This is a genomic window from Methylobacterium aquaticum (genome assembly GCF_016804325.1).
GTDB classification, from domain to species: domain Bacteria; phylum Pseudomonadota; class Alphaproteobacteria; order Rhizobiales; family Beijerinckiaceae; genus Methylobacterium; species Methylobacterium aquaticum_C.
Window position 1 is genome coordinate 5,117,341 of sequence record NZ_CP043627.1, and the last position, 21,867, is coordinate 5,139,207.

The following is a 21,867-nucleotide window of genomic DNA, read 5'->3' on the forward strand; positions in this document are numbered from 1 at the left end:
GAGAATACCGATGCTGAAGGGACTGGACCGCGCCTTGTCGGCCGAGATGCTCGGCATGCTGATGGCGATGGGGCACGGCGACGATCTCCTGATCTGCGACGTGAACCATCCGGCCGCGAGCATCGCCCGCCACACGGTCCACGGCCGCGTCATCGACATGGCCGGCTGCGACCTCCCCCGGGCCGCGGAGGCGATCCTGTCGGTGATGCCCCTCGACACCTTCGTGCCGGCCCCGGTGAAGCGGATGGAGGTCGTGGGCGATCCGGACCGGCTGATGCCCGCCCACGAGCGGATGCAGGCGGTGATCGACCGCGCCGAGGGCCGGCCGGTCCTGGTCGAGGCGCTGGAGCGGTTCGACTTCTACGCCGCCGCCCGGCAGGCCTTCGCGGTGGTGCGCACCGCCGATCCCGGCCCGTATGGCTGCTTCATCCTGCGCAAGGGCGTGGTCTGAGCGGTCCGCGGGCCTCGGTCGGGCGGGTGCCGGCCGACCCGGGCTCTCGCGGACTGGATCACCTCCCGACCACGGGGCGATCGTGAGGTGATCTAGGCCTTTGATTTCGCCACATTTTCTGCGACGAACCGGCCTCCGCTTCGTCGGAAAATGCTCTAGTGTGGCGCATCGTGCAGGAGACGGACCCGATGAGCGACGTGATGGATCCGAAGTCGGTCGGACCGCGGATCCGCATGATGCGGCCCAACCTGACCCCCCTGGAGGCCAAGGTCGTCGACAGCGTCTTCGGCCGGCGCGATTTCAGCACCGAGACCGCCCTGAAGGACGTGGCCGAGACCGCCGGGGTCTCGGAGGCGATGGTGGTCAAGATCGCCAAGAAGCTGGGCTTCTCGGGCTACCGCGACTTCCGCCAGAACGTCGCCGACTACGTCCGCGTCTCCGATGCCGAGATGAACGACGAGCTCTCGCCCGACGATTCGGGCGCCGAGATCGTCAGCAAGGTGTTCCGCGCCTCGATCCAGGCCCTCGAGGAGACGCTCGCCATCGCCGACGTCGCCGCCTTCGAGCGCGCGGCCGATTTCATCGCGGAGGCCCGCCAGCGCGACCTCTACGGCGTCGGCGGATCGGCCCAGATCGCCCGCGACGTCGCCCACAAGTTCCTGCGCATCGGCATCCGCGCCTCGGTCTACGACGACGCCCACATGATGGCGATGTCGGCCTCGCTTCTCGGCACGCGGGACGTGGCGATCGGCTTCTCGCATACCGGTGCCACCCTGGTGACCCTCGAGGCGCTCCAGATCGCCCGGCGGCGCGGCGCCCGAACGATCGCCATCACCAACTACTCGCATTCGCCGCTGGCCGAGAGCGCGGACGTCGTCCTGTGCTCGACCGCGCGCGGCTCGCCGCTGCTGGGCGAGAACGCGGCGGCACGCATCGCGCAACTCAATCTCCTCGACGCGATCTTCGTCCTGGTCGCGCAGCGCGACATGAAATCCGCCGAGACCGCCCTCGTGCGCACCAAGGAGGCCGTGCGCGACAAGCGCCGCGCGTGACCCGCGCCCTCACGCCACGAAGATCCCCGTCGGACCGAGACTCCGCGCGAACGAGGCGCCGGTCCATCGATGCAGACCGAGGGCTGGATGCCGGCGCCGGCCCGGGCATGTCGAGCCCTCCGGCTCCGCCGCGCAGGCTGGCGCATCCGGGCGGTGGCCGGGCCTGCGCCGCCTGGCCCGTCACCCCGCCGCGGGCCGGAAGCACGGGACGGGCGTCCCGTTCTGCGAGCGCTCGAACACCAGGGTCACGGCCTGGCCGACCGCCAGGGATTCCGCATCGCAGGAGACGAGGCTCGTGAGCATGATCGGCCCTTCCTCGAGGGCGACATACGCGATCGTGCGCGCGGGCGCCTCGCGGGCGAGCACCGTGTAGCTGTAGACCGTGCCGCGCCCGGATGCCTCCTCCCAGGCGGTCTCGCCGAGGCAGTGGGGGCAGAGGGCACGCGGATACCAGTGGGCCTTGCCGCAGGCGGTGCAGCGTCGCAGCAGGAAGCGGCCCTCGCGCGCCGCCGCCACGAAGGCGGCGCTCTCCGGGCTCTCGGGCGGGTCCGGCCAGAGCCCGTCGCGGCTGTCGATCCTCATCGTCACTCCCTCCCGAGCACCAGGGTCGCGGCGCCGTGGCGGCTGCCGAGCAGGCCGCCGATCCCGGTCGCGACGGCGAGGTCGCAATTGTCGACCTGCACGGCCGGATGCGCCTCGCCGCGCAGCTGGCGCACCGCCTCGATCACCTTGGTCATCCCGCCCCGGTTGGCCGGGTGGTTGTTGCACAGCCCGCCCCCGTCGGTGTTGAACGGCAGCCGCCCGCTCCCCGCGATGAGGTTGCCGTCGGCGACGAAGCGGCCGCCCTGCCCCTTCTCGCAGAAGCCCAGATCCTCGATCTGCATCAAGACCGTGATGGTGAAGCTGTCGTAGATCGAGGCGTACTTGATGTCGGCGGGCGTCACCCCCGCCTCGGCGAAGGCGGCCGGGCCGGAGCGGCGCGCCGCCGACCAGGTCAGGTCGACCTCGCCGCCGCGCTGCCCCTTGGCGGATTCTCCCGCGCCCATGACCCGCACCGGCGGGCGTTTCAGGCTGCGGGCGATCTCGGGCCGCACCACCACCAGGGCGCCGCCGCCGTCGCTGACCACGCAGCAATCGAGGCGGTGGAGCGGATCGGCGACCACCGGCGAGGCCAGCACGTCCTCCACGCTCACCACGTCGCGCAGCATGGCGTGCGGGTTGTGCCGGGCGTGGTGCGAGGCCGCGACCTTGATCCAGGCGAGCTGCTCGGGCGTGGTGCCGAATTCGTGCATGTGCCGGCGGGCGCAGAGCGCGTAGAGGTTGACCGTGGTCGGGCCGAAGGGGGCCTCCCAGGGGCTGTCGGGGGCGTCCGCGATGACCGGCCGCGCCGCCGTGCCGGAATGGCCGGCGCTGCGCGGCCGCCCCGCCAGCGTGATCAGGGCGACGTTGCATTTTCCCAGGGCGATCGCCTGGGCGGCATGCGCCACGTGGGCGATGTAGGAGGCGCCGCCCAGATCGGTGCTGTCGAGGTGGCGCAGGTCGAGGTTGAGGTAATCGGCCATCGCCAGCGGGCCGAGGCCGGGCGCGTCCCCGGCGCAGAAATAGCCGTCGACGTCGTCCTTGGTGAGCCCCGCATCGGCGAGGGCGCCGACGGCGACCTCGGCGTGGAGCTGGGCCACGGACTTGTCCGGGGCCTTGCGGGTCGGGTGCTCGTAGGCCCCGGCGATGTAGGCGCGTCCGTTGATGCTCATGGTCAGACCGGGTCCCAGGAGAACACGTCGGGGCTGCGGTCGAGGGGCGCGAGGTGACCGCGCAGGGCCGGCAGCGCGTGCGCGGCGATCGTCTCCGGCGTCCAGCCCTCGGCCCGGTGCACGCCGCGCACCGGGCGCGGGTGGTTGAAGACGAAGAGCTCGTTGTGCCGGGAGGCGAAGATCTGCCCGGTGACGTCCCGCGCCGCCTCGGAGGCGAGGAAGACCGCGAGCGGCGCGTTCTTCTCCGGTCCCATCGCCTGGAGCTTGGCGACGCGGGCCTTCTGCTCGTCCGTCCCGGCGGGGATCGCGCTCGTCATCCGGCTCCAGGCGAAGGGAGCGATACAGTTCGAGCGGACGCCGAAGCGGCCCATGTCGAGGGCGATCGACTTCGACAGCGCGGCGACGCCGAGCTTGGCCGCCGCATAGTTCGCCTGGCCGGTATTGCCGATCAGCCCGGAGGTCGAGGTCATGTGGATGTAGGCGCCGGATTCCTGGCGCCGGAAATGCTCGGCCGCCGCCCGCGCGACGAAGAAGCTGCCGTTGAGGTGGACGTTGATCACCGAGAGCCACTCGTCCGGCGACATCTTGTGGAAGATCTGGTCGCGCAGGATCCCGGCATTGTTCACCACGACGTCGATGCGCCCGAAGGCGTCGAGCGCCGTGGCGACGATGCGCTGGGCCGCCGCCCACTCCGCCACCGTCTCGGTGCTGAGGACCGCCGCGCCCCCGCGCTGCTCGATGATCCGGCAGGTCTGCTCGCCGGGCGTGGCGGAGGTCTCGCCGAGACCGCTCAAGGACGCGCCGACGTCGTTGACGACCACCCGGGCGCCGGCGAGCGCCATGGCCAGCGCGATCTCCCGCCCGATGCCGCCGCCCGCCCCGGTGACGAGCGCGACCTTTCCCTCCAGCATCCCCATCGGGTTCCTCCCTGCCCTGGAGCATTTTCCGACGAAGTGGATACCGGTTCGTCGTAGAAAATGCGGCAAAATCAAAGGCCTAACGCCCCGTCCAGCGCGGCGGGCGCTTCTCCACGAAGGCGCGCGGGCCCTCGCGGTAATCCTCGGACGACTGGATCCGCGCGCGCGCCGCGGCGCTCGCCGCCTTGAGCGCGGCCTCGTCCGCGTCCGCGGCGAGGCGGGCGACCGCGAGGCTCTCGCGCACCGCGAGCGGCGCATTGGCGGCGATCGTCAGCGCCAGCGCGACCGCCTCCTCCCGCGCGAGGCCTGCCGGCACCACCCGGTTGACGAGGCCGAGCGCATGGGCGCGCGGCGCGTCGAGGGGGGCGCCGGTCAGGATCATCTCCAGGGCGACGGCGCGCGGCAGCGCCCGCGGCAGCCGGTAGAGGCCGCCCGCCGCCGCGATCAGCCCGCGCCGCACCTCCGGCAGGCCAAAGCCGCTCTCCGCGCCGGCCACGATCAGGTCGCAGGCCAGGGCGATCTCGCAGCCGCCCGCGAGCGCCGGCCCGTCGACCGCGGCGATCCAGGGCTTTGCTCGCCGGGCATAGACGAAGCCGGCAAAGCCGCCCTCCGGCGTCCAGAGGTCGTCCGCGCGGCCCGCCGCCACGACCTTGAGGTCGGCGCCGGCGCAGAACACCCCGCAGGGCGCGCCGGCGAGCACCACCGCGCGGATCGCCGCGTCGGCCTCCGTCTCGGCCAGGGCCGCGGCGAGGCCGCGGGCGAGCGCCGGATCGACGGCGTTGCGGGCCCGCGGCCGGTTCAGGGTGACGATTGCGACGTGGTCGCCGACGCGCTCGGTCAGGACGGGCGCCTCGTCCATCAGGCGATCCTCCACTCGGCGAGCCCGTCCGGCGCCGGGCTCACCGTTCCGGGAAGGCCGACGGGGGAGCGGTCGAGGTCGGTGAGCGCCGCGAGCGTGGCCCGATCGGCGGCCGGCACCCGCGCAAGCAGCCGCGCGCCGCCCTGGCGCAGCACCACCACCCCCTTCTGGGGGGCGCCGTCGCGGTCGAACAGCACCGTGTGGGTCTCGATCACCGCACGGCCCGCCTGCGCCTCGGTGACCGGCGGGACGGCCCCGCGTCGCCGATCCGCCTCGCCCTGGGCCGAGGCGGGCTCGCTGCACGAGGGCAGCGGCCGGCTCGCCAGCACGAGGGCGTGATGCTTGGTGACGAACTCGCCCTGGCCATAGAGCAGCCCGGCCTCCCCGGGCGCCTCGCGCAGGCGCCGGACCATCGCGCAGGCCGCGTGCGCCATGTAGCCGTTGAGGGGTGCGCCGAAGAAGGTGAGCCCGCCCGCCACCGTCGGCACCGCCTCGGGCGGCAGGCCGAGGCTGCGCCGCGCCATCTTGGGCACGCACGGAAAGCAGCTGTAGAGCTCGATCGCCGCGAGGTCCGCCGGCGCGAGGCCGGCCCGGCCGAGCGCTCCGGCGAGCACCGCATCCTGCGCCGGGGCGTGGTCGAAGGCGTCGCGGGACAGCCAGTCCCGCGGCTCGCTCGCCGCGGCGCCGGGACCGACATGGATCAGCCGGTGCTCGGGCAGGCCGGCGGCGCGGGCGCGCGCGAGGCTCGCGACGATCACGGCCGCGCCCTGGTTCACCACCGGATTGGCCACCATCAGCTTCGGGTAGGGCCAGGCGATCGGCCGGTTGCCGGGCGAGGGTTCGGCGATCTCCTCCGGGGGAACCGGGCGGCGCAGCCAGGCGCTGGGATTGGCGGCCGCGACCCGGGACATCGCGGACCAGAGGGCGGCGGATTCCGCCCGCCCCTCCCGCGGGGTCTGGCCCCAGGCCGCCTGGCAGGCGGTCTCGTAGAGCGGGTAGACGAAGACCGGCTGCGACAGGCCGTGACCCAGGGCCTGGGGATGCAGGTAGTCGCGCACCCGCGGGTTGGTCCAGGCCGGGTCCGGGGCGGTCCAGGGCGGGAGCGCGTTCCGCTCGGGCCTGAGGCCGGCGCGGCGCGCCGCAGAGGCGCTGTGCTCCGCCTCGCCGCTGCACAGGGCCGCGACCTCGGCCTCCCCGCGGGCGATCCGCTGCGCCGCCTCGTGCAGGAAGCGCACGGGCGTCTCGCCGCCGACCGGGCCGTAGGCGAGGCGGGCGGGGCGGTGGCCGATCAGGTCGGCGACGCGGCCAGGCAGGTCGGCGTAGGGCCAGGACACCGCGTTGACCACGTCGAGGGAGCCGAGGCGGCCGAGGAAGCCGCCGCCCGCATCGGCATCGGCGCGGCGCAGGGCCTCCGCCATCAGGGCGGCGGGCTCGGGACCGAGCGGTCCCCGGCCCGGCGCATCCGGCCGATCCGCGACCTCGCCGACACCGACGATGACCGGGATGCGCGCGGGGTCGCTCACGTCGCCGCTCCAATCTCGATCACCGCGTCGGCCGCGTAGGCGCCGTCGGGCAGCGCGAGGACCGGGTTGAGGTCGATCGCGGCGAGATCCGGCCCGGCCTGCACGGCCAGCACCGAGAGCCGCGCCAGCATCCGGGCCAGGGCCGCCACGTCGCAGGGCGGGCGGCCGCGGGCGCCGAGCAGCAGGGGCGCGGCCTTGATCGAGCGGATCATCGCCTCGGCCACGTCCTCGCCGAAGGGGCAGCGGCGGAACACCACGTCGCGCATCACCTCGACGAAGACGCCGCCGAGGCCGACCATCGCCACCGGGCCGAAGACGGGGTCGCGGTGGATGCCCATGATGCATTCGACCGCGCCCCTGATCTGGCGCGCCACCAGCACGCCCTCGATCCGGGCCGACGGCGCGTGGCGGGCGGCGCGATCGAGGAGCGTGGCGTAGGCGCGCCGGACCGAGTCGGCGTCGGCGACGTCGAGGAGCACGCCGCCGATCTCGGTCTTGTGCAGGATGTCCGGCGACAGGATCTTCATCACCACCGGGAAGCCGAGGGCCTCGGCTGCCGCGACCGCCGCCTCGGCGTCATTGCAGGCGGCCTCCGGCACCGTCGCGATGCCGGCGGCCGCGAGCAGGCGCTTGGCCTCGGCCTCGCTCGGCGTCGTCCCGGGCAGCGCGATCGCCGGCATCGTCCCGGGTGCTGCGGGCTCCGCTGCCGCAAAGCTCGCGCCGAGGCGCCCCATCGCGTCGAGGGCGACCACGGCGCGCGCCGGGTCCTCGTAGAGCAGGTAGCCGTCGGCCTCGTATTCGCGGTTGCGCTCCTCCGAGGCGAGCACCGAGAGGGCGTAGAGCCGGTCCGGATGGCGCGCCTTGACGGCGTTGAGCTGGGCGCGGATCGCCGGGGCCATGCTCGGGGCGCCGCCGATCTGGGTGAAGAACGCCAGAATGGACGAATAGCCGCCATCGGCGATCATCGATTCGGTGAAGCGGCCGATCAGCGACAGGTCGTTGAAGGCCTGGGCGGTGCAGTCGACGGGGTTGCGCGGCGCGGCGATCGGCAGGATCGCCTTGAGGCGCGCCTGCGCCTCCTCCGGCATCGGCGGCATCGGCAGGCCGACCGCCTCGGCGGCGTCCGAGATCAGCACCCCGGCCCCGCCCGAGATGGTGATGACCCCGAGAGTGTTCGGCACCGGGTAGATCCGCCGCGTCGCCGCATAGGCGATGTCGATCAGCTCCTCCGTCGAGCGGGCCCGGATCGCGCCGTGCTCGGCCAGAACCGCGGAGAAGATCGCGTCGTTACCGGCGATCGAGGCGGTGTGCGACTGCGCCGCCGCGCTGCCGACCGCGCTGCGGCCGACCTTCATCAGGATGACGGGCTTTCGCGCCCGCCGGGCCTCGGCAAGCGCCTCCGCGAAGGCCGGCCCGTCCTGCACGCCCTCGACATAGGCCATGATGACGTCGAGGCCGTCGTCCCGGGTCATCCAGCCGATCGCGTCGGCGACCGACAGGTCGGCCTCGTTGCCGGTGGTGATCAGCATCCCGGTGCCGATGCCCCGGGCCCGGCAGGCGGCGAAGAGGTGGGTGCCGTAGGCGCCCGACTGGCTGGCGATGCCGATGCGCCCCGGCAGCGGCAGGCCGCCCTCGAGCGAGGCGGTGAAGATCGGGTAGAAGCCGGCGGCCGCGTTGAACAGGCCGAGGCAGTTGGGCCCCAAGAGCCGCATCCCGTGCCGCCGCGCCGCCGCGACGAGGGCGTCTTGCGCCGCCACCTCCCCGACCTCGGCGTAGCCCGCCGTGAACATCACGGCAAAGCGCGTGCCGCGCTCGGCCAGTTCCTCGACCGCCCGGAGCGCCGCCGGTCCCGGCACCGCGACCACCGCGACGTCGGGCACCTGCGGCAAGGCCGCGACGGAGGGGTAGCTGGCGAGCCCCTGCACCTCGGCGCGGTTGGGGTTCACCGGCAGGATCGCGCCCTGGAAGCCGGCGCGCAGCATGTAGGCGATCGGCCGGCCGCCGATGCGGGTCGGGTCGGCGGAGGCGCCGATGATCGCGACCGCGCCGGGCCGGACCAGGGAAGCCAGGTCGGCGGGCTCAGTTCCGGACATACGGGCATCCGCCTTCGTTGAGGGGTCGGAAGGCCTCGTCGCCCGGGACCGTGGCGACGAGTTCGTAGAGGTCCCACTTGCCCGTCGACTGGGACGGCTTCTTGAAGCGCATCAGGTACATGTCGTGGACCATGCGGCCGTCGACCCGGACCTTGCCGCCTTGCGCGAAGAAGTCGTTGACCGGCATGTCGCGCATCTTCGCCATCACGGCGGCGGACTCGGTGGTGCCGGCGACCTGCACCGCCTTCAGGTAATGGGTCAGCGCCGAGGTCACGCCGGCCTGGTAGGCGGTCGGCATCGCCTTGCGGCGGGCGTAGAACCGCTCGGCATAGGCGCGGGTCTCCGGCGTGCGGTCCCAGTAGAAGCTGTCGGTGAACAGTGCGCCCTGCACCACCTCGAGGCCCAGCGAGGCCGAATCGGTCAGCGTCACCTGCAACGCCGCCATGATCTTGTCGGACTGGGACAGGCCGAATTCATGCGCCTGCTTGATCGCGTTGGCGAAGTCGCTGCCGGCATTGGCGAGCGCGATCACCTGCGCGGGCGAGGACTGCGCCTGGAGCAGGAAGGACGAGAAGTCGGGATTGCTGAACGGGTGGCGGACCTTGCCGACGATCCTGCCGCCCGCGGCCTCGACCGCCCGGGCCGCGTCGCGCTCCAGCGCGTGCCCGAAGGCGTAGTCGGCGGTGAGGAAGTACCAGGACTTGGCGCCGCGGGCGACCAGCGCCTTGGCGGTGGAATTCGACGAGGCGTAGGTGTCGTAGGTCCACTGCACGCTGGTCGGCGAGCACGACTTGCCGGTGAGATCGGACGAGCCGGCGCCCGAGATCAGGAAGATCTTGTTGCGCTCGCGGGTCACCGCCTGGACCGCGAGCGCAACCGCCGAGTTCACCCCCTCCGCCACCACGTCGACGCCCTTCGTGTCGATCCAGTTGCGCACGATGGTCGAGGCGATGTCGGGCTTGTTCTGGTGGTCGGCCGAGATGATCTCGATGCGCTTGCCGAGCACCGTCGGGCCGAAATCCTCGACCGCGATCTGGGCGGCGGCGACCGAGCCCTCGCCGTTGCCCTCGCTGTACTGGCCGCTCATGTCGGTGATGATGCCGATCCGCAGCACGTCGGTGTCGGCACGGGCCACCTTGGCGCCGCCGAGGGCGGCCAGCAGGGGCAGCGTCCAGGCCAGGACGAGGCGGGGAACGGCGAGCGATCCTCGTCCCACGCCCTCCCGGTCTCCGAACGCAGGCCGCGCCGGCGCGGGGGGGACCGGAGACCGGCGCCGGGACCCGGCCCGCGTCTCGACGAATGCCCGACCGGCGCGCCACAGGACGCGACTCCACCGCATGCCTGTCATCGTGTGTCCTCCCTCCGCGTTCGAACCCGTTTCCCGGGCCTCTGCGAAACACCGCTTTTATTCCGTCGGCTGAATGCTATTCTCAACCGTAAACGCTCCGGAGTGCAAGGGGCGACATCGGGACGGGATGCGAGGACGGGCCGAGATGAGCCAGGCCGGCGAGGGAGCGGCGGTGAGGGAGGTCGGCCGCGAGGTCGGGGCGGTGACCCAGGCCGTGGCGATCCTGCGGGTGGTCGCCGGTGCCCGCGAGGCGCTCGGGGTCACGGCGATCGCCCGTGCCGCGGGGGTGAGCCCCTCGACCACGCTCAACATCCTGCGCACCCTGGTGGGCGAGGGCTTCGTCACGGTGGCGCCGGACACCAAGACCTACCGCCTCGGGCTCGGTCTCCTCGAAGTGGCGCGCCCGCTTCTCAACCGCTCGGACCTCGAACTGCTCCAGCCCGGTCTGCAGCAGGTCGCGACGGAGTTCGAGGCGACGGCGAGCGTCTGGCAGGTCGCGCCGGACGACAAGGCGCTGCTCCTCGGGCGCATCGTGCCGGCCAACGGCATCCACATCGAGTTCCGGCTCGCCACCCGCATCCCGGCCTATGCCGGGGCGATCGGCCGGGCGGTGGCGGCGGCCGGCCACACGCCGCGCGCCGGCCTCGAGGCGCGCTACGGGGCGATCCGCTGGCACGTGCCGGTCCCGTTCGCGACCTTCCTGGAGGATGTCGAGGCCTGCGCGGCGCGCGGCTACGCCGTCGACATCGGACGGTTGATCCGGGGCGTGACCTCGGTCGCCGCCGCGCTCTGCGACGGCGCCGGGCGCCCGCGCCTCGTGGTGGCCGCGCACCTGTTCCAGGGCCAGCTCGGCGCAGAGGGGCTCGACCGCCTCGGCCACGCCCTCGCGGCGCTGGTGCAGGAGGCGCAACCCGCCCTGTTCGGCGCCACCCGCCCCCCCGCGGCCGAGGCGCCGCGCCGCAGGAGCCAACGATGAGCGCGACCGGAACCGCCCCCGCGCCGCCCGAGGCGTGGACGGACGACATCGCCACGCCGGGCTTGCTGCGCCGGATGGCGGCCCTGCTCGACCGGGACTGGCGAACCTATGCGCGGAGCGCCGTGATCCCCCGGGGCTGGCATGTCGGCCTGTTTCCCGCCGCCCTGCCGCAATCGGACTTGCGGCCCGACGGCTATGCCGGGCCGGGCCTCGCGCTGCCGGATCTCGGCCTGCCCCGGGTGATGCTGGGCGGACGACGCGCCGCCTACGCGGGCGACATCCCGCTCGGCGCGACGGTGCGGCGGCACACCACGATCGAGCGCGTGGCGGAGAGGACCGGCCGCAGCGGCCGGATCGCCGTGGTGACGGTGTGCAGCACCCTCGCCGTCGACGGCGAGACGGTGGTGACCGAGCATGAGGATTACGTGCTGCGCGAGGCGGCCACCACCGCATCCGACGCCGCCGCGCCCGCACCGGCGCAGGCTCGGCCCCAAGCCACTCCCCAAACTCTGCCCGCACGGATCGCGCGCACGCTCACGCCGGACGAGACGCTGCTGTTCCGGTTCTGCGCCGTCACCTACAACGCCCACCGCATCCACTACGACGCACCCTACGCGACCGGTCGCGAGGGCTATCCGGCCCTGGTGGTCAACGGCCCCCTGACCGCCCTCCTCGCCCTGGAACTCGCCCGGGAGGCCGCCGGCCGGGAACCGGCCGCCTTCGGCTATCGCCTGCTGCACCCGCTCTCCTGCGGGCGCCCGATGCACCTGAAGGCGCGGGAGGAGGCGGGCGAAGAGCTGGGCACATGGCGGGTCTGGGCCGAGGACGAGGCCGGACGGGTCGCCCTCGAGGCCTCCTTCCGATGAGCGCACCGGCCTCCTCTCCCGCCGCCCGGCCGCTCGCCGGCATCCGGGTCGTCGACCTCACGAGCGTGGTGGTCGGTCCGGCCTGCACCCTGCGGCTGGTCGATTTCGGCGCGGAGGTGATCAAGGTCGAGCCGCCCGCCGGCGACGTGCTGCGCTCACTCGGCGGTCCGTCGCCGGGCGGACGCCACGCCGGCTCCTACTTGCACCTGAACCGGGGCAAGCAGGCGCTCGGCCTCGACCTCAAGACGCCCGCCGCGCGGGCGGTGCTGGAGCGGCTGGTCGCGTCGAGCGACGTCGTCGTCGCCAACATGCGCCCGGAGGCGCTGGCCCGCCTCGGCCTCGATGCGGACAGCCTGCGGGACCGCTATCCGCGCCTCGTTCACTGCACGATCACGGGCTTCGGCCCCGGTGGGCCCTATCGGGGCCGCCCGGCCTATGACAGCGTGGTGCAGGGCGTGTCCGGCATCGCCGGGCTGGCGGAGCGCCGCGACGGCCGCCCGCTCTACGTCCCGCTGCTCCTTGCCGACCACGTCACCGGCGAGATCGCCGCCTCGGCGATCCTGGCCGCCCTCGTCGCGCGGGAACGCACCGGGCTCGGCGCGACGCTCGAGGTGCCGATGCACGAGACCATGGCGGCCTTCGTGCTGCAGGAGCATCTCGGCCCCCGCAGCTTCGACCCGCCCCTCGGACCGGCGGGCGACGCCCGCGTGCTCAATCCCGACAACCGGCCCCTCGCCACGGCGGATGGCTGGATCAGCCTGACGGCCAACACCGACGCGCAGGTGCACGCCTTCCTGCGGGCGGTCGGGCGCCCGGAGCTGATCGACGATCCGCGGCTGCGCACCGTCGCCGACCGGTTCCGGCACGTCGACCTGTGGTTCCGGGTCCGCGCGGAGGCGCTGGCGAGCCGGACCACCGCGGACTGGCTCGCGGTCTTCGCCGCGGCGGATGTCCCGGCGATGCCCTGCCACACCCTCGAGACCCTGGAGCGGGACCCGCATCTCGCCGCCGTCGGGCTCATCGGCACGGATGAGCACCCGACCGAGGGCCGGGTCCGCACCATCCGGCCGACGATCCTGCAGGACGGCGCGCCGGCCCCCGTCGGACGCCCGGCCCCGCCGCCCGGCTTCGATACCCGGACCGTGCTGCGCGACCTCGGCCTCGGCGAGGCCGAGTGCGACGCGCTGATCGCGTCCGGCGCCGCCTTCGAGCCCGGCACCGACACGGGCTGATCGACGCTCCGGCCCAACGGCGAAGACGCTGCGGGCCGCCATTGCGCACCAGGGAGGAGACGGACATGGCACGGCAGGGAACGAGGGCCCGGGGATGGTCCGGGCTGGTCGCGGCGTGGGTGGCGGCCTGTCTCGGCCTCTCGGCGGCGCAGGCCGCCGACGAGGGGCCGGTCCGCATCGGGGTCCTCGTCGACCTCGAAGGCACCTACGCGGATATCGGCGGCCTCGGCGCCGTCGAGGCCGTGCGGATGGCGGTCGAGGATGCGGGCGGCAGCGTGCTCGGCCGGCCGATCGAGGTCGTCTCGGCGGGCGGGCAGAACAAGGCCGACGTGGCCGCCAGCATCGCCCGGCAATGGTACGATTCGGGCGTCGACGTGATCACCGACCTGCCCTCCTCCGCGATGGCGCTCGCGGTCATCAACCTCGCCAACGAGAAGAAGAAGCTCGCCCTCGTCACCAGTGCCGGGTCGTCCGACATCACCGGCAAGTTCTGCTCGCCCTACGCGGCGCACTGGACCTGGGACACCTACGCCATGGCCAAGGGCACCGGCGCCGGCGTGGTCAAGCAGGGCGGCACCGACTGGTACTTCCTCACGGCCGACTACGTGTTCGGCCAGGCGCTCGAGCGGGACACCGCGGCGGTGGTCAAGGCGAGCGGCGGGCGCGTCCTCGGGGCGGTCCGCCATCCGCTCAACACGCAGGATTTCTCGTCCTTCCTGCTCCAGGCGCAGAGTTCGAAGGCGAAGATCCTCGGCCTCGCCAATGGCGGCACCGACACCATCAATGCGATCAAGCAGGCGCGGGAATTCGGCCTCACCGACAGCATGCAGCTCGTGGCGCTCATCGCCTTCCTCAGCGACGTCCACTCGCTCGGCCTGAAGGTGGCGCAGGGCCTGCTGCTGACGGAGGCCTTCTACTGGGACCAGAACGAGGAGACCCGGGCGTGGTCGCGCCGGTTCTTCGCGCGCATGAAGCGCATGCCGAGCATGACCCAGGCCGGCGCCTATAGCGGCACGCTCCATTACCTGAAGGCGGTGAAGGCGGTCGGCAGCAAGGATCCCGAGGCGGTGATGGCGCAGATGCGTCGCACGCCGATCAACGACTTCATGACCCATGACGGCGTGCTGCGGCCGGACGGGCGGGTGGTTCGCGACATGTACCTGTTCCAGGCCAAGACCCCGGCGGAATCGACCGGCGAATGGGACCTCTACAAGCTCGTGCGCCGCATCCCGGGCAACGAGGCGTTCCGCCCGCTCGGCGAGGGCGGATGCCCGCTGGTGCGATGAACCACCCCGCCCTGCCATCGCCCGGTCCCGATCGTCCCCCTGCGCGAAAGCCCATCCCATGAGACGCTACGCCGTCACCGAGTTCAGCCGCCCGCTCTGCACGCTGGTGGAGGACGATCCCGTCCCGCACGGCACCGAAGTGGTGCTCGACCTGCAGCGTTGCGGCGTCTGCCACACCGACCTCCACCTGCGGGAGGGCCATTACGACCTCGGCGGCGGCAAGCGCCTGAGCCTCGCCGAGCGCGGGGTCGGGCTGCCGGTCACCCTTGGCCACGAGATCCTCGGGCGCATCGCGGCCGTGGGGCCGGAGGCGGGCGAGGCGGCCGGCGCCATCGGCCGCAGCGTGCTGGCCTATCCGTGGATCGGCTGCGGCGCCTGCCATCGCTGCCTGTCGGGCGAGGAGAACCTCTGCGCGGCCGGGCGCTGCCTCGGCGTGCATCGGCCCGGCGGCTACGCCGAGAAGGTGGTCGTGCCCCATCCCCGCTACCTGATCGACGTGGAAGGCCTCGATCCCTCGGCCGCCGCGACGCTCGCCTGCTCGGGGCTCACCGCCTACTCGGCCCTGAGGAAGATCGGCGGCGACCCGGCCCGGGACTGGCTCCTGCTGATCGGGGCGGGCGGCCTCGGGCAGAGCGCGCTGCGCCTCGCGCGGGCGCTCGGCCACGCCCGCATCGTGGTCGCCGACACGGCGCCGGCCAAGCGCGAGCGGGCCCTGGCGCTCGGCGCCGACCGCGTGCTCGATCCGGCCGATCCGGGCGCCCGGGCGGAGCTCCTGGCCCTCGAGAGCGGGCTCGCGGCGGCGATCGACTTCGTCGGCACCACCGAGACGGCGCGCTTCGCCCTCGACGGCCTGCGGCGCGGCGGCCGCTTCGTCGTGGTCGGCATGTTCGGCGGCGAGGTCACCCTCTCGCTGCCGCTCCTGCCGCTGCGCGCCCTCACGCTCTCGGGCTCGTATGTCGGCAATCTCGGCGAGTTGCGCGACCTCGTCGACCTCGTGCGCCGGCACGGCCTGACCCTCGTCGAGACGGAGACGGTGCCCCTCGACCAGGCGGAGGCGGCGATGCAGCGGCTCGAAGCCGGCGCGGTCGCCGGCCGTCTGGTTCTGTCGCACCGGGCGTGAGCCCCAACCGGCGCATTTTTCCGACGGAGCGGATACCGGTTCGTCGGAGACATTATCCAGACAATCAATAATGTGGAGCGCTCAGCGATTGCACTATCATGGTACGCGACACTGGCACAAAGTCCGCGATCGTCAGGCTTTTCCTATCTGCAACCTCATCCTGAGGCGATTTGTGCGGTCGTGCCCATCGATCTGCGCACAGGCTGCCATCTCACCTCGTCATCCTGGGGCTCGCCGAAGGCGAGAACCCGGGATCCATGACCGCTGACGCCGAAGACAAAGGCTGATCGTTATCCGCCTCATCCTGCACCGTCAGCGGTCATGGATCCCGGGTTCCGCTTCGCGGCCCCAGGATGACGAGGTGAGGTGGCGATGTCTGCGCCGGATCGACTGAAGCAGACCATCAAACAGGCTCTCAGAAAGACCATCAACGGGAGGAGCGCGGCTGTGGCGGATGCGGAACGGACACGAGCGGAGGCGGAGCCTCCCGACGCCCTGCCGGGGCCGCTGCACGGGCTGACGGTCCTGGACCTCTCCCGCGTGCTCGCCGGCCCCTGGGCGTCGCAGATCCTCGGCGATCTCGGTGCCGAGGTCTGGAAGATCGAGCGGCCGGAGACGGGCGACGACACGCGGTCGTGGGGCCCGCCCTTCGTGCAGGGGCCGGACGGGCCGTCGGACGCCGCCTACTATCTCTGCGCCAACCGCAACAAGCGCAGCGTCGCGATCGATTTCGGCACCCCCGAGGGCGCCGCCCTGGTGCGGCGGCTGGCCGAGCGGGCCGACATCGTGGTCGAGAACTTCAAGACCGGGGCGCTCGCCCGCCACGGCCTCGACTACGCCGCCCTGTCGGCGGTCAATCCCGGCCTGATCTACTGCTCGGTGACCGGGTTCGGCCAGACCGGGCCCTACGCCGCGCGGGGCGGATACGACTTCCTCATCCAGGGCATGAGCGGCCTGATGAGCGTCACCGGCCGCCCCGACGACGAGCCGGGCGCCGGTCCGATCAAGGTCGGGCTGCCGGTGAGCGACCTGTTCACCGGCCTCTACGCGGCGACCGCGATCCTCGCCGCGCTCCACCACCGCACCGCGACCGGCGAGGGCCAGCACATCGATTGCGCGCTTCTCGACAGCCAGGTCGCGGTCCTGGTCAACCAGGGCATGAACCACATCGTCGGCGGGCTGACGCCCGGCCGGCTCGGCAACTCGCATCCGAACGTGGTGCCCTACCGCGAGTTCCGGACGGCGGACGGCCACGTGCTCGTCGCCTGCGGCAATGACGGGCAGTTCCGCAGCCTGTGCGGGCTCCTGAACCTTCCCGAACTCGCCGCCGATCCGCGCTTTCGCGACAATGTCGGACGCCTGCGCGACCGCCGGGAACTCGAGGCGACCCTGGGCGCGGCGATCCGGCAGTGGACCTCCGCCGATATCTTCGCGGCCATGGAGGCGGGCGGGGTGCCCGGCGGGCCGATCAACCGCATCGACCAGATCCTCGCCGACCCGCAGGTGGCGGCCCGCGGCCTGCTCAAGCGCATGGAGCGCTCGGACGGCACCCCCGTCACGGTGATCGGCTATCCGAGCCGGCTGTCGCGCACCCCCGCCACCTACCGGATCGCCCCGCAGACCCTCGGCGAGGCCACGGCCGACGTGCTGGGCTTGCTCGGACTCGACGAGGCGGAGCGTGCGACGCTGCGGGAGAAGGGGATCATCCGTGACGGCCGCTGATCCCCTCCCCGGCGGCGGATCGGTGCCGCTCGCTGCAGGAGCCCGGCGTGACGGCGATCGACACCAGGCGCGGCGTGTCCGCGGCGCTCGAGAACGGAGAACAATGGTGAGCGAGACGACCCCTTCCGACGAGGCCGTGCTGCTGGAGCGCCGCGACGGCGCGGTCGCGATCCTGACGCTCAACGAGCCGGGGAAGCGCAACGCGCTGACGCCGGCGATCCGGGTGGCACTCGCCGCGGCGATCGACCGGATCGAGGGCGATCCCGCCATCCGGGCGGTCGTGATCACCGGCGGAACGCAGGTGTTCAGCGCCGGCGGCGACCTCACGGCGATGCGGGCCGATGGGCTGGCCGGGGGCCGCGACCGGTTCCGGCTGCTCCACGGCATCGTCCGGGCGATCGTGAAGTCGGGCAAGCCCTACATCGCCGCCGTCGAGGGCTGGGCCGCCGGGGCCGGATTCAGCTTCGCGCTCCTGTGCGACACGATCGTGGCCGGCGAGGGCGCGCGCTTCGTAGCCTCGTTCCCGAAGGTCGGGCTCGTGGCCGATGCCGGCCTGCTCCACACCCTGCCGGCCCGGGTCGGCCAGGGCCGCGCCCGCCGGATCCTGCTCCAGGCGGAGCCCGTCGGGGCCCGGGCCGGCCTCGAGATCGGCCTCGTCGACGAGGTCGTGCCGGACGGCACCGCCCTCGACCGGGCGGTCGCGCTCGCCCGCGCCTATGACGGGCTGGCGCCGCTCTCGACCGCGATGACCAAGGAATGGCTGGCCCGCGGGATCGACGAGGTGCTCGACTGGGAGCGCAGCGCCCAGGCCGCCCTGTTCCAGACCGCCGACCACCACGAGGGCAAGACCGCCTTCCTGGAGAAGCGCCGGCCCACCTTCAACGGACGCTGACATGATGGAGCCTGTCCAGGCGGACGATGCCGGCGCGATGCTGCGCGAGACCGCCGACCGCCTGCTCGCCGCCCGCCTCACCCCGCAGGTCCGCGCCCGGGCGGCCGGGGGGGGGTGGCCCGACGACCTGTGGGCGGCCCTCGACGAGGCCGGCCTGCCGGCCGCGATCCTGCCGGAGGCGGCCGGCGGCTTCGGGGTGCCGGTCGCCGACGCCCTGTCGCTCCTGACGGTGGCGGGACGCCACGCCCTGCCGCTGCCGCTGGCCGACACGATGCTGGCCGGCCTCGTCCTGGCGCGTGCCGGGATCGAGGTTCCGGCCGGGCCGCTCGCCGTGGCGCAAGGGTCGGAGGTCAGGCTCGATCACGCCGGGCGCGCGACCGGGCACGCCTGGGGCGTGCCCTGGGGCCGGCACGCCCGGTCCATCGTGGTCCTGGCGGACGCCCCCGGCGGGCCGGTCCTCCTCGCGCTGCCGCAGGCCGCCCTCACGATCGAGCCCGGCGCCGACATCGCGGGTGATCCGAGCGATGCCGTGCGGTTCGAGGCCGTGCCGTCGCAAGCCGCCCCGGCTCCCTTCGGGGCGGCCGAATTGCGGGCGGCGGGCGCGGCCACCCGCGCCCTGATGATCGCCGGCGCGCTCGGCGCCGTCAGCGCCATGACGGTGGAGTATGCCGGCGAGCGCCGGCAGTTCGGGCGCGCCATCGGCCAGTTCCAGGCGGTGCAGCAGAATCTCGCCGTGCTCGCCGGCCAGGCGGCCGCCGCGGCCGCCGCGGCCGATCTGGCGGCGGAAGCGGTGGCGGCGTGGGCGGCGTCGCCGGGGCCGGGGTTGCTGCCCGCGGTCGCCGCCGCCAAGGTGCGCACCGGCGAGGCGGCGGGCCTGGCGGCTTCCATCGCCCATCAGATCCACGGCGCGATCGGCTTCACGCAGGAGCACCCTCTGCACCACCATACCGGCCGGCTGCGGGCCTGGCGCGACGCGTTCGGGCGCGAAGCCGAATGGGCGCAGGTGCTCGGCCGCCATCTGATCGCCGCCGGCCCCGAGGGGCTGTGGCCGGCGATCACGGCCGTCTGAGGATGTTCGCCATGTCGCCATTCGCCTTCCCGTCGCCGCCGCCCTCACCCGGGGCGGACCTCCTCCGGGCCGAGATCCGGGCCTTCCTGGCGAGCGAGCTCGCGCATCGCGCGCCGCTCGACCGGGCGCAGAGCTGGAACGGGCTCGATCCCGCCTTCTCGCGCAAGCTCGGGCAGCGGGGCTGGCTCGGGCTCACCTGGCCGAAGGCGTATGGCGGGCAGGAGCGCTCGGGCCTCGAGCGCTACGTGCTGCTCGAGGAGCTGCTCGCCGCCGGCGCGCCGGTGGGCGCGCACTGGATCGCCGAGCGCCAGAGCGGCCCGAGCCTGCTCCGTTACGGCACCGAGGCGCAAAAGAGCGCGATCCTGCCCCGGATCGCCGCCGGCGCGTGCTTCTTCTGCATCGGCATGAGCGAGCCCGATTCCGGCTCCGACCTCGCCTCGGTCCGCACCAAGGCGGTGCGGGACGGCGATGGCTGGCGGGTCGACGGCACCAAGCTGTGGACCACCAACGCCACCCACTGCCACTTCATGATCCTGTTCTGCCGCACCCGGCCGCTCGACCGCGAGCACCGGCATGCCGGCACGAGCCAGTTCATCGTCGACCTGAGCCTGCCCGGGATCACCATCCGGCCGGTCCGCAACCTCCTCGGCGAGCACCATTTCAACGAGGTGGTCTTCGAGGACGTGCGGCTCCCCGGGGACGCGCTCCTCGGGCGCGAGGGCGAGGGCTGGGCCCAGGTCACCGGCGAGCTCGCCTACGAGCGCAGCGGGCCGGAGCGCTTCCTGTCCTCGTTCCGGCTCCTCGTCGAGCTGGTCCGGGCCCTGCAGCCGGCGGCCGACGCGCGGGCCGAGATCGCGCTGGGCCGGCTGGGCGCACAGCTCGTCACGCTGCGGCGGATGTCGCGCTCGGTCGCGGGCCTGCTCCAGGCCGGCGCCGATCCGGCACTGGAGGCCGCGATGGTCAAGGATCTCGGTGCGCTGGTCGAGCAGGAGATCCCCGAGATCGCCCGCGATCTCGTGGGCGACGGTCCGCCCACACCGCAGAGCCGGGCCTTCGCGCAGGTGCTGGCCTACACGGCGCTGCACGCGCCGTCCTTCTCGCTGCGCGGCGGCACCCGCGAGATCCTGCGCGGCATCATCGCCCGCGGCCTCGGACTCAGGTGAACGGAGACCCATCATGACCGACGCAGTGCTCTACGAGCAGGATGGCGGGATCGTCACCCTGACGCTCAACCGGCCGGAGAAGCGCAACCCGATCTCCGAGCGCGACGTGGTCGACGGCCTCGTCGCGGCCCTCGGCCGGCTCGGCGCCGATCCCTCCGTGCGGGTGGCGATCCTGACGGGGGCCGGCTCGGCCTTCTCGTCGGGCGGCGACCTGCGGGCGATGCAGGACGCCCTGGAGGAGCGCGCCCGGGACCCCGGCGCCACCATGGCCTACTACACCCAGGGCATCCAGCGCATCCCGCTCGCCTTCGAGGCCCTCGACGTGCCGGTGATCGCCGCCGTCAACGGGCCGGCGATCGGCGCGGGCACGGACCTCGCCTGCCTGTGCGACCTGCGCATCGCCGCCGATACGGCGCGCTTCGCCGAGAGCTTCGTCAAGATCGGCATCATCCCGGGCGATGGCGGCGCCTGGCTGCTGCCGCGGGTCGTCGGCTGGTCGAAGGCCTGCGAGATGGCGCTCACCGGCGACGTCGTCTCGGCCGAGGAGGCGCTCGCCTGCGGGCTCGTCTCGCAGGTGGTGCCGGGAGCCGAGCTGATGGCGGCGAGCCGGCGGCTCGCCGAGCGCATCGCCGTCAATCCGCCCCAGGCGGTGCGGGCGACGAAGCGCCTGCTGCGCGAGGGACGGTTCGCGACCCTTCCCTCGCTCCTCCAGCTCTCGGCCCATGCCCAGGCGATCGCCCATACCACCGCGGAGCACCGGGAGGCCCTCGCCCGGGCGCTCGCGCGGACGGCGAAGGGATAGAGCGTCGTCGGTCGCGCGCTTCGCTCCCGGTCCCGAGTCTTCATCCGGCATCGCTCCGGTCATCCGAGGGAGCGTGCGGCTGACGGGATTCCCGATCGTTCGCGTCGCGACGCGACAACTCGGCTTCGCTCAGGCGGGTGAAGCCTGCGGCGTCGCCGCGCGGGCTGGCGATACGACGTCCGGCAGCGATCTCCCGGACGGCGTATCGCCGTGGCACGTGATCGGCTCGCGGGCCCAAACGCGGGAGGGCCACGATTCGTCCCGTTTGCCGGCGAGGGAGGCGATGAGCGACGAGGGGGCAGTTCACGGTTCAGCCGCGGGTTCCCGTCTGCACACCCGTCCCGATGGTCGAGGCTGGGAGGACAGGGAAGCCGGACGTTCACGACCCCATCATGCCCCAGGGGAACGGCCCGACGGATCGCAGCTCATCGGTCGGGCGCAAAGGCGCGGCTCATCCGCGCAAGCCACCACGATCGGGTATTGATGGAAAAAAAGAGAAGTGGCGCGCCCGAAAGGATTCGAACCTCTGACCCCCAGATTCGTAGTCTGGTGCTCTATCCAGCTGAGCTACGGGCGCCCGATCGAAGATCGTGTCTTCGACTATGTAACGATCCATACCGAACTGCATCGGTACCGATCGTGATCGATAGAATAAAATGGCGCGCCCGAAAGGATTCGAACCTCTGACCCCCAGATTCGTAGTCTGGTGCTCTATCCAGCTGAGCTACGGGCGCCTGACCGGGGG

Annotated in this window: 19 protein-coding genes and 2 tRNA genes; 12 read left to right on the plus strand and 9 right to left on the minus strand. The window is 73.0% G+C overall.

The genetic code is table 11. The features are described from left to right. Positions 1-10: 10 nt before the first annotated feature. Both F1D61_RS23320 and F1D61_RS23325 read left to right on the plus strand, forming a co-directional pair. On the plus strand, positions 11-451 hold the full coding sequence (locus F1D61_RS23320; protein WP_203154470.1) for an RbsD/FucU family protein: 441 nt from the start codon (positions 11-13) through the stop codon (positions 449-451). A 188-nt stretch (positions 452-639) separates the two neighbouring features. Continuing rightward, on the plus strand, positions 640-1,503 hold the full coding sequence (locus F1D61_RS23325; protein WP_203154471.1) for a MurR/RpiR family transcriptional regulator: 864 nt from the start codon (positions 640-642) through the stop codon (positions 1,501-1,503). Between the two features lie 180 nt (positions 1,504-1,683). Here F1D61_RS23325 and F1D61_RS23330 read toward each other — a convergent pair whose 3' ends face one another. The 7 genes from F1D61_RS23330 to F1D61_RS23360 all read right to left on the minus strand — a co-directional run bounded on the left by F1D61_RS23330 (position 1,684) and on the right by F1D61_RS23360 (position 9,862). After that, entirely contained in the window at positions 1,684-2,085 is a 402-nt protein-coding gene (locus tag F1D61_RS23330; protein WP_203154472.1) for a Zn-ribbon domain-containing OB-fold protein, read from the minus strand. Positions 2,086-2,087: 2 nt separating this feature from the next. Beyond that, the gene (locus tag F1D61_RS23335) at positions 2,088-3,254 is read right to left on the minus strand and encodes a thiolase domain-containing protein (protein ID WP_203154473.1); all 1,167 of its coding nucleotides are present in this window, start codon (positions 3,252-3,254) and stop codon (positions 2,088-2,090) included. 2 nt (positions 3,255-3,256) lie between these two features. Beyond that, a complete protein-coding gene (locus F1D61_RS23340) occupies positions 3,257-4,165 on the minus strand; it encodes an SDR family NAD(P)-dependent oxidoreductase (RefSeq protein ID WP_246775489.1) in 909 nt (302 codons plus the stop codon). Between the two features lie 85 nt (positions 4,166-4,250). Next, a complete protein-coding gene (locus F1D61_RS23345; RefSeq protein ID WP_203154475.1) occupies positions 4,251-5,030 on the minus strand; it encodes an enoyl-CoA hydratase-related protein in 780 nt (259 codons plus the stop codon). Continuing rightward, positions 5,030-6,553 (minus strand): acetyl-CoA acetyltransferase, encoded by a 1,524-nt coding sequence (locus tag F1D61_RS23350; protein ID WP_203154476.1) that lies wholly within the window; start codon positions 6,551-6,553, stop codon positions 5,030-5,032. Before F1D61_RS23350 ends, F1D61_RS23345 begins: the two co-directional genes overlap by 1 nt. Then, positions 6,550-8,646: an acetate--CoA ligase family protein gene (locus F1D61_RS23355; protein WP_203154477.1), complete on the minus strand. Its 2,097-nt coding sequence runs from the start codon at positions 8,644-8,646 to the stop codon at positions 6,550-6,552. The genes F1D61_RS23350 and F1D61_RS23355 overlap by 4 nt, the downstream gene beginning before the upstream one ends. Continuing rightward, positions 8,633-9,862 (minus strand): ABC transporter substrate-binding protein, encoded by a 1,230-nt coding sequence (locus F1D61_RS23360; protein WP_246775490.1) that lies wholly within the window; start codon positions 9,860-9,862, stop codon positions 8,633-8,635. The genes F1D61_RS23355 and F1D61_RS23360 overlap by 14 nt, the downstream gene beginning before the upstream one ends. A 277-nt stretch (positions 9,863-10,139) precedes the next feature. Between F1D61_RS23360 and F1D61_RS23365 the strand changes: the two genes are divergently transcribed. From F1D61_RS23365 to F1D61_RS23410, 10 genes are all read left to right on the plus strand, one after another. Then, entirely contained in the window at positions 10,140-10,970 is an 831-nt protein-coding gene (locus F1D61_RS23365) for an IclR family transcriptional regulator (RefSeq protein WP_203154479.1), read from the plus strand. After that, positions 10,967-11,836 (plus strand): FAS1-like dehydratase domain-containing protein, encoded by an 870-nt coding sequence (locus F1D61_RS23370; RefSeq protein ID WP_203154480.1) that lies wholly within the window; start codon positions 10,967-10,969, stop codon positions 11,834-11,836. Before F1D61_RS23365 ends, F1D61_RS23370 begins: the two co-directional genes overlap by 4 nt. Continuing rightward, entirely contained in the window at positions 11,833-13,068 is a 1,236-nt protein-coding gene (locus F1D61_RS23375; RefSeq protein ID WP_203154481.1) for a CaiB/BaiF CoA transferase family protein, read from the plus strand. The genes F1D61_RS23370 and F1D61_RS23375 overlap by 4 nt, the downstream gene beginning before the upstream one ends. Before the next feature lie 65 nt (positions 13,069-13,133). After that, positions 13,134-14,354 carry an ABC transporter substrate-binding protein gene (locus F1D61_RS23380; protein ID WP_203154482.1) on the plus strand — a complete coding sequence of 407 codons (1,221 nt, stop codon included), beginning with the start codon at positions 13,134-13,136 and terminating at the stop codon, positions 14,352-14,354. Positions 14,355-14,412: 58 nt separating this feature from the next. After that, a complete protein-coding gene (locus F1D61_RS23385; protein ID WP_203154483.1) occupies positions 14,413-15,474 on the plus strand; it encodes an alcohol dehydrogenase in 1,062 nt (353 codons plus the stop codon). 447 nt (positions 15,475-15,921) lie between these two features. Further along, the gene (locus F1D61_RS23390; protein ID WP_246775491.1) at positions 15,922-17,196 is read left to right on the plus strand and encodes a CaiB/BaiF CoA transferase family protein; all 1,275 of its coding nucleotides are present in this window, start codon (positions 15,922-15,924) and stop codon (positions 17,194-17,196) included. A gap of 106 nt (positions 17,197-17,302) precedes the next feature. Beyond that, positions 17,303-18,088, plus strand: a complete 786-nt coding sequence (locus tag F1D61_RS23395; protein WP_203154485.1) for an enoyl-CoA hydratase/isomerase family protein — start codon at positions 17,303-17,305, stop codon at positions 18,086-18,088. A 1-nt stretch (position 18,089) separates the two neighbouring features. Beyond that, entirely contained in the window at positions 18,090-19,157 is a 1,068-nt protein-coding gene (locus F1D61_RS23400; RefSeq protein WP_203154486.1) for an acyl-CoA dehydrogenase family protein, read from the plus strand. 11 nt (positions 19,158-19,168) lie between these two features. Next, entirely contained in the window at positions 19,169-20,320 is a 1,152-nt protein-coding gene (locus F1D61_RS23405) for an acyl-CoA dehydrogenase family protein (protein WP_203154487.1), read from the plus strand. Between the two features lie 13 nt (positions 20,321-20,333). Further along, positions 20,334-21,122, plus strand: coding sequence for a crotonase/enoyl-CoA hydratase family protein (locus tag F1D61_RS23410; protein WP_203154488.1), 789 nt, complete (start codon positions 20,334-20,336; stop codon positions 21,120-21,122). 500 nt (positions 21,123-21,622) lie between these two features. Here F1D61_RS23410 and F1D61_RS23415 read toward each other — a convergent pair. Together F1D61_RS23415 and F1D61_RS23420 are read right to left on the minus strand one after the other, a co-directional pair. After that, positions 21,623-21,699, minus strand: a tRNA-Arg gene (locus tag F1D61_RS23415). 80 nt (positions 21,700-21,779) lie between these two features. Next, positions 21,780-21,856: transfer RNA gene (locus F1D61_RS23420), tRNA-Arg, on the minus strand. Positions 21,857-21,867 lie beyond the last annotated feature (11 nt).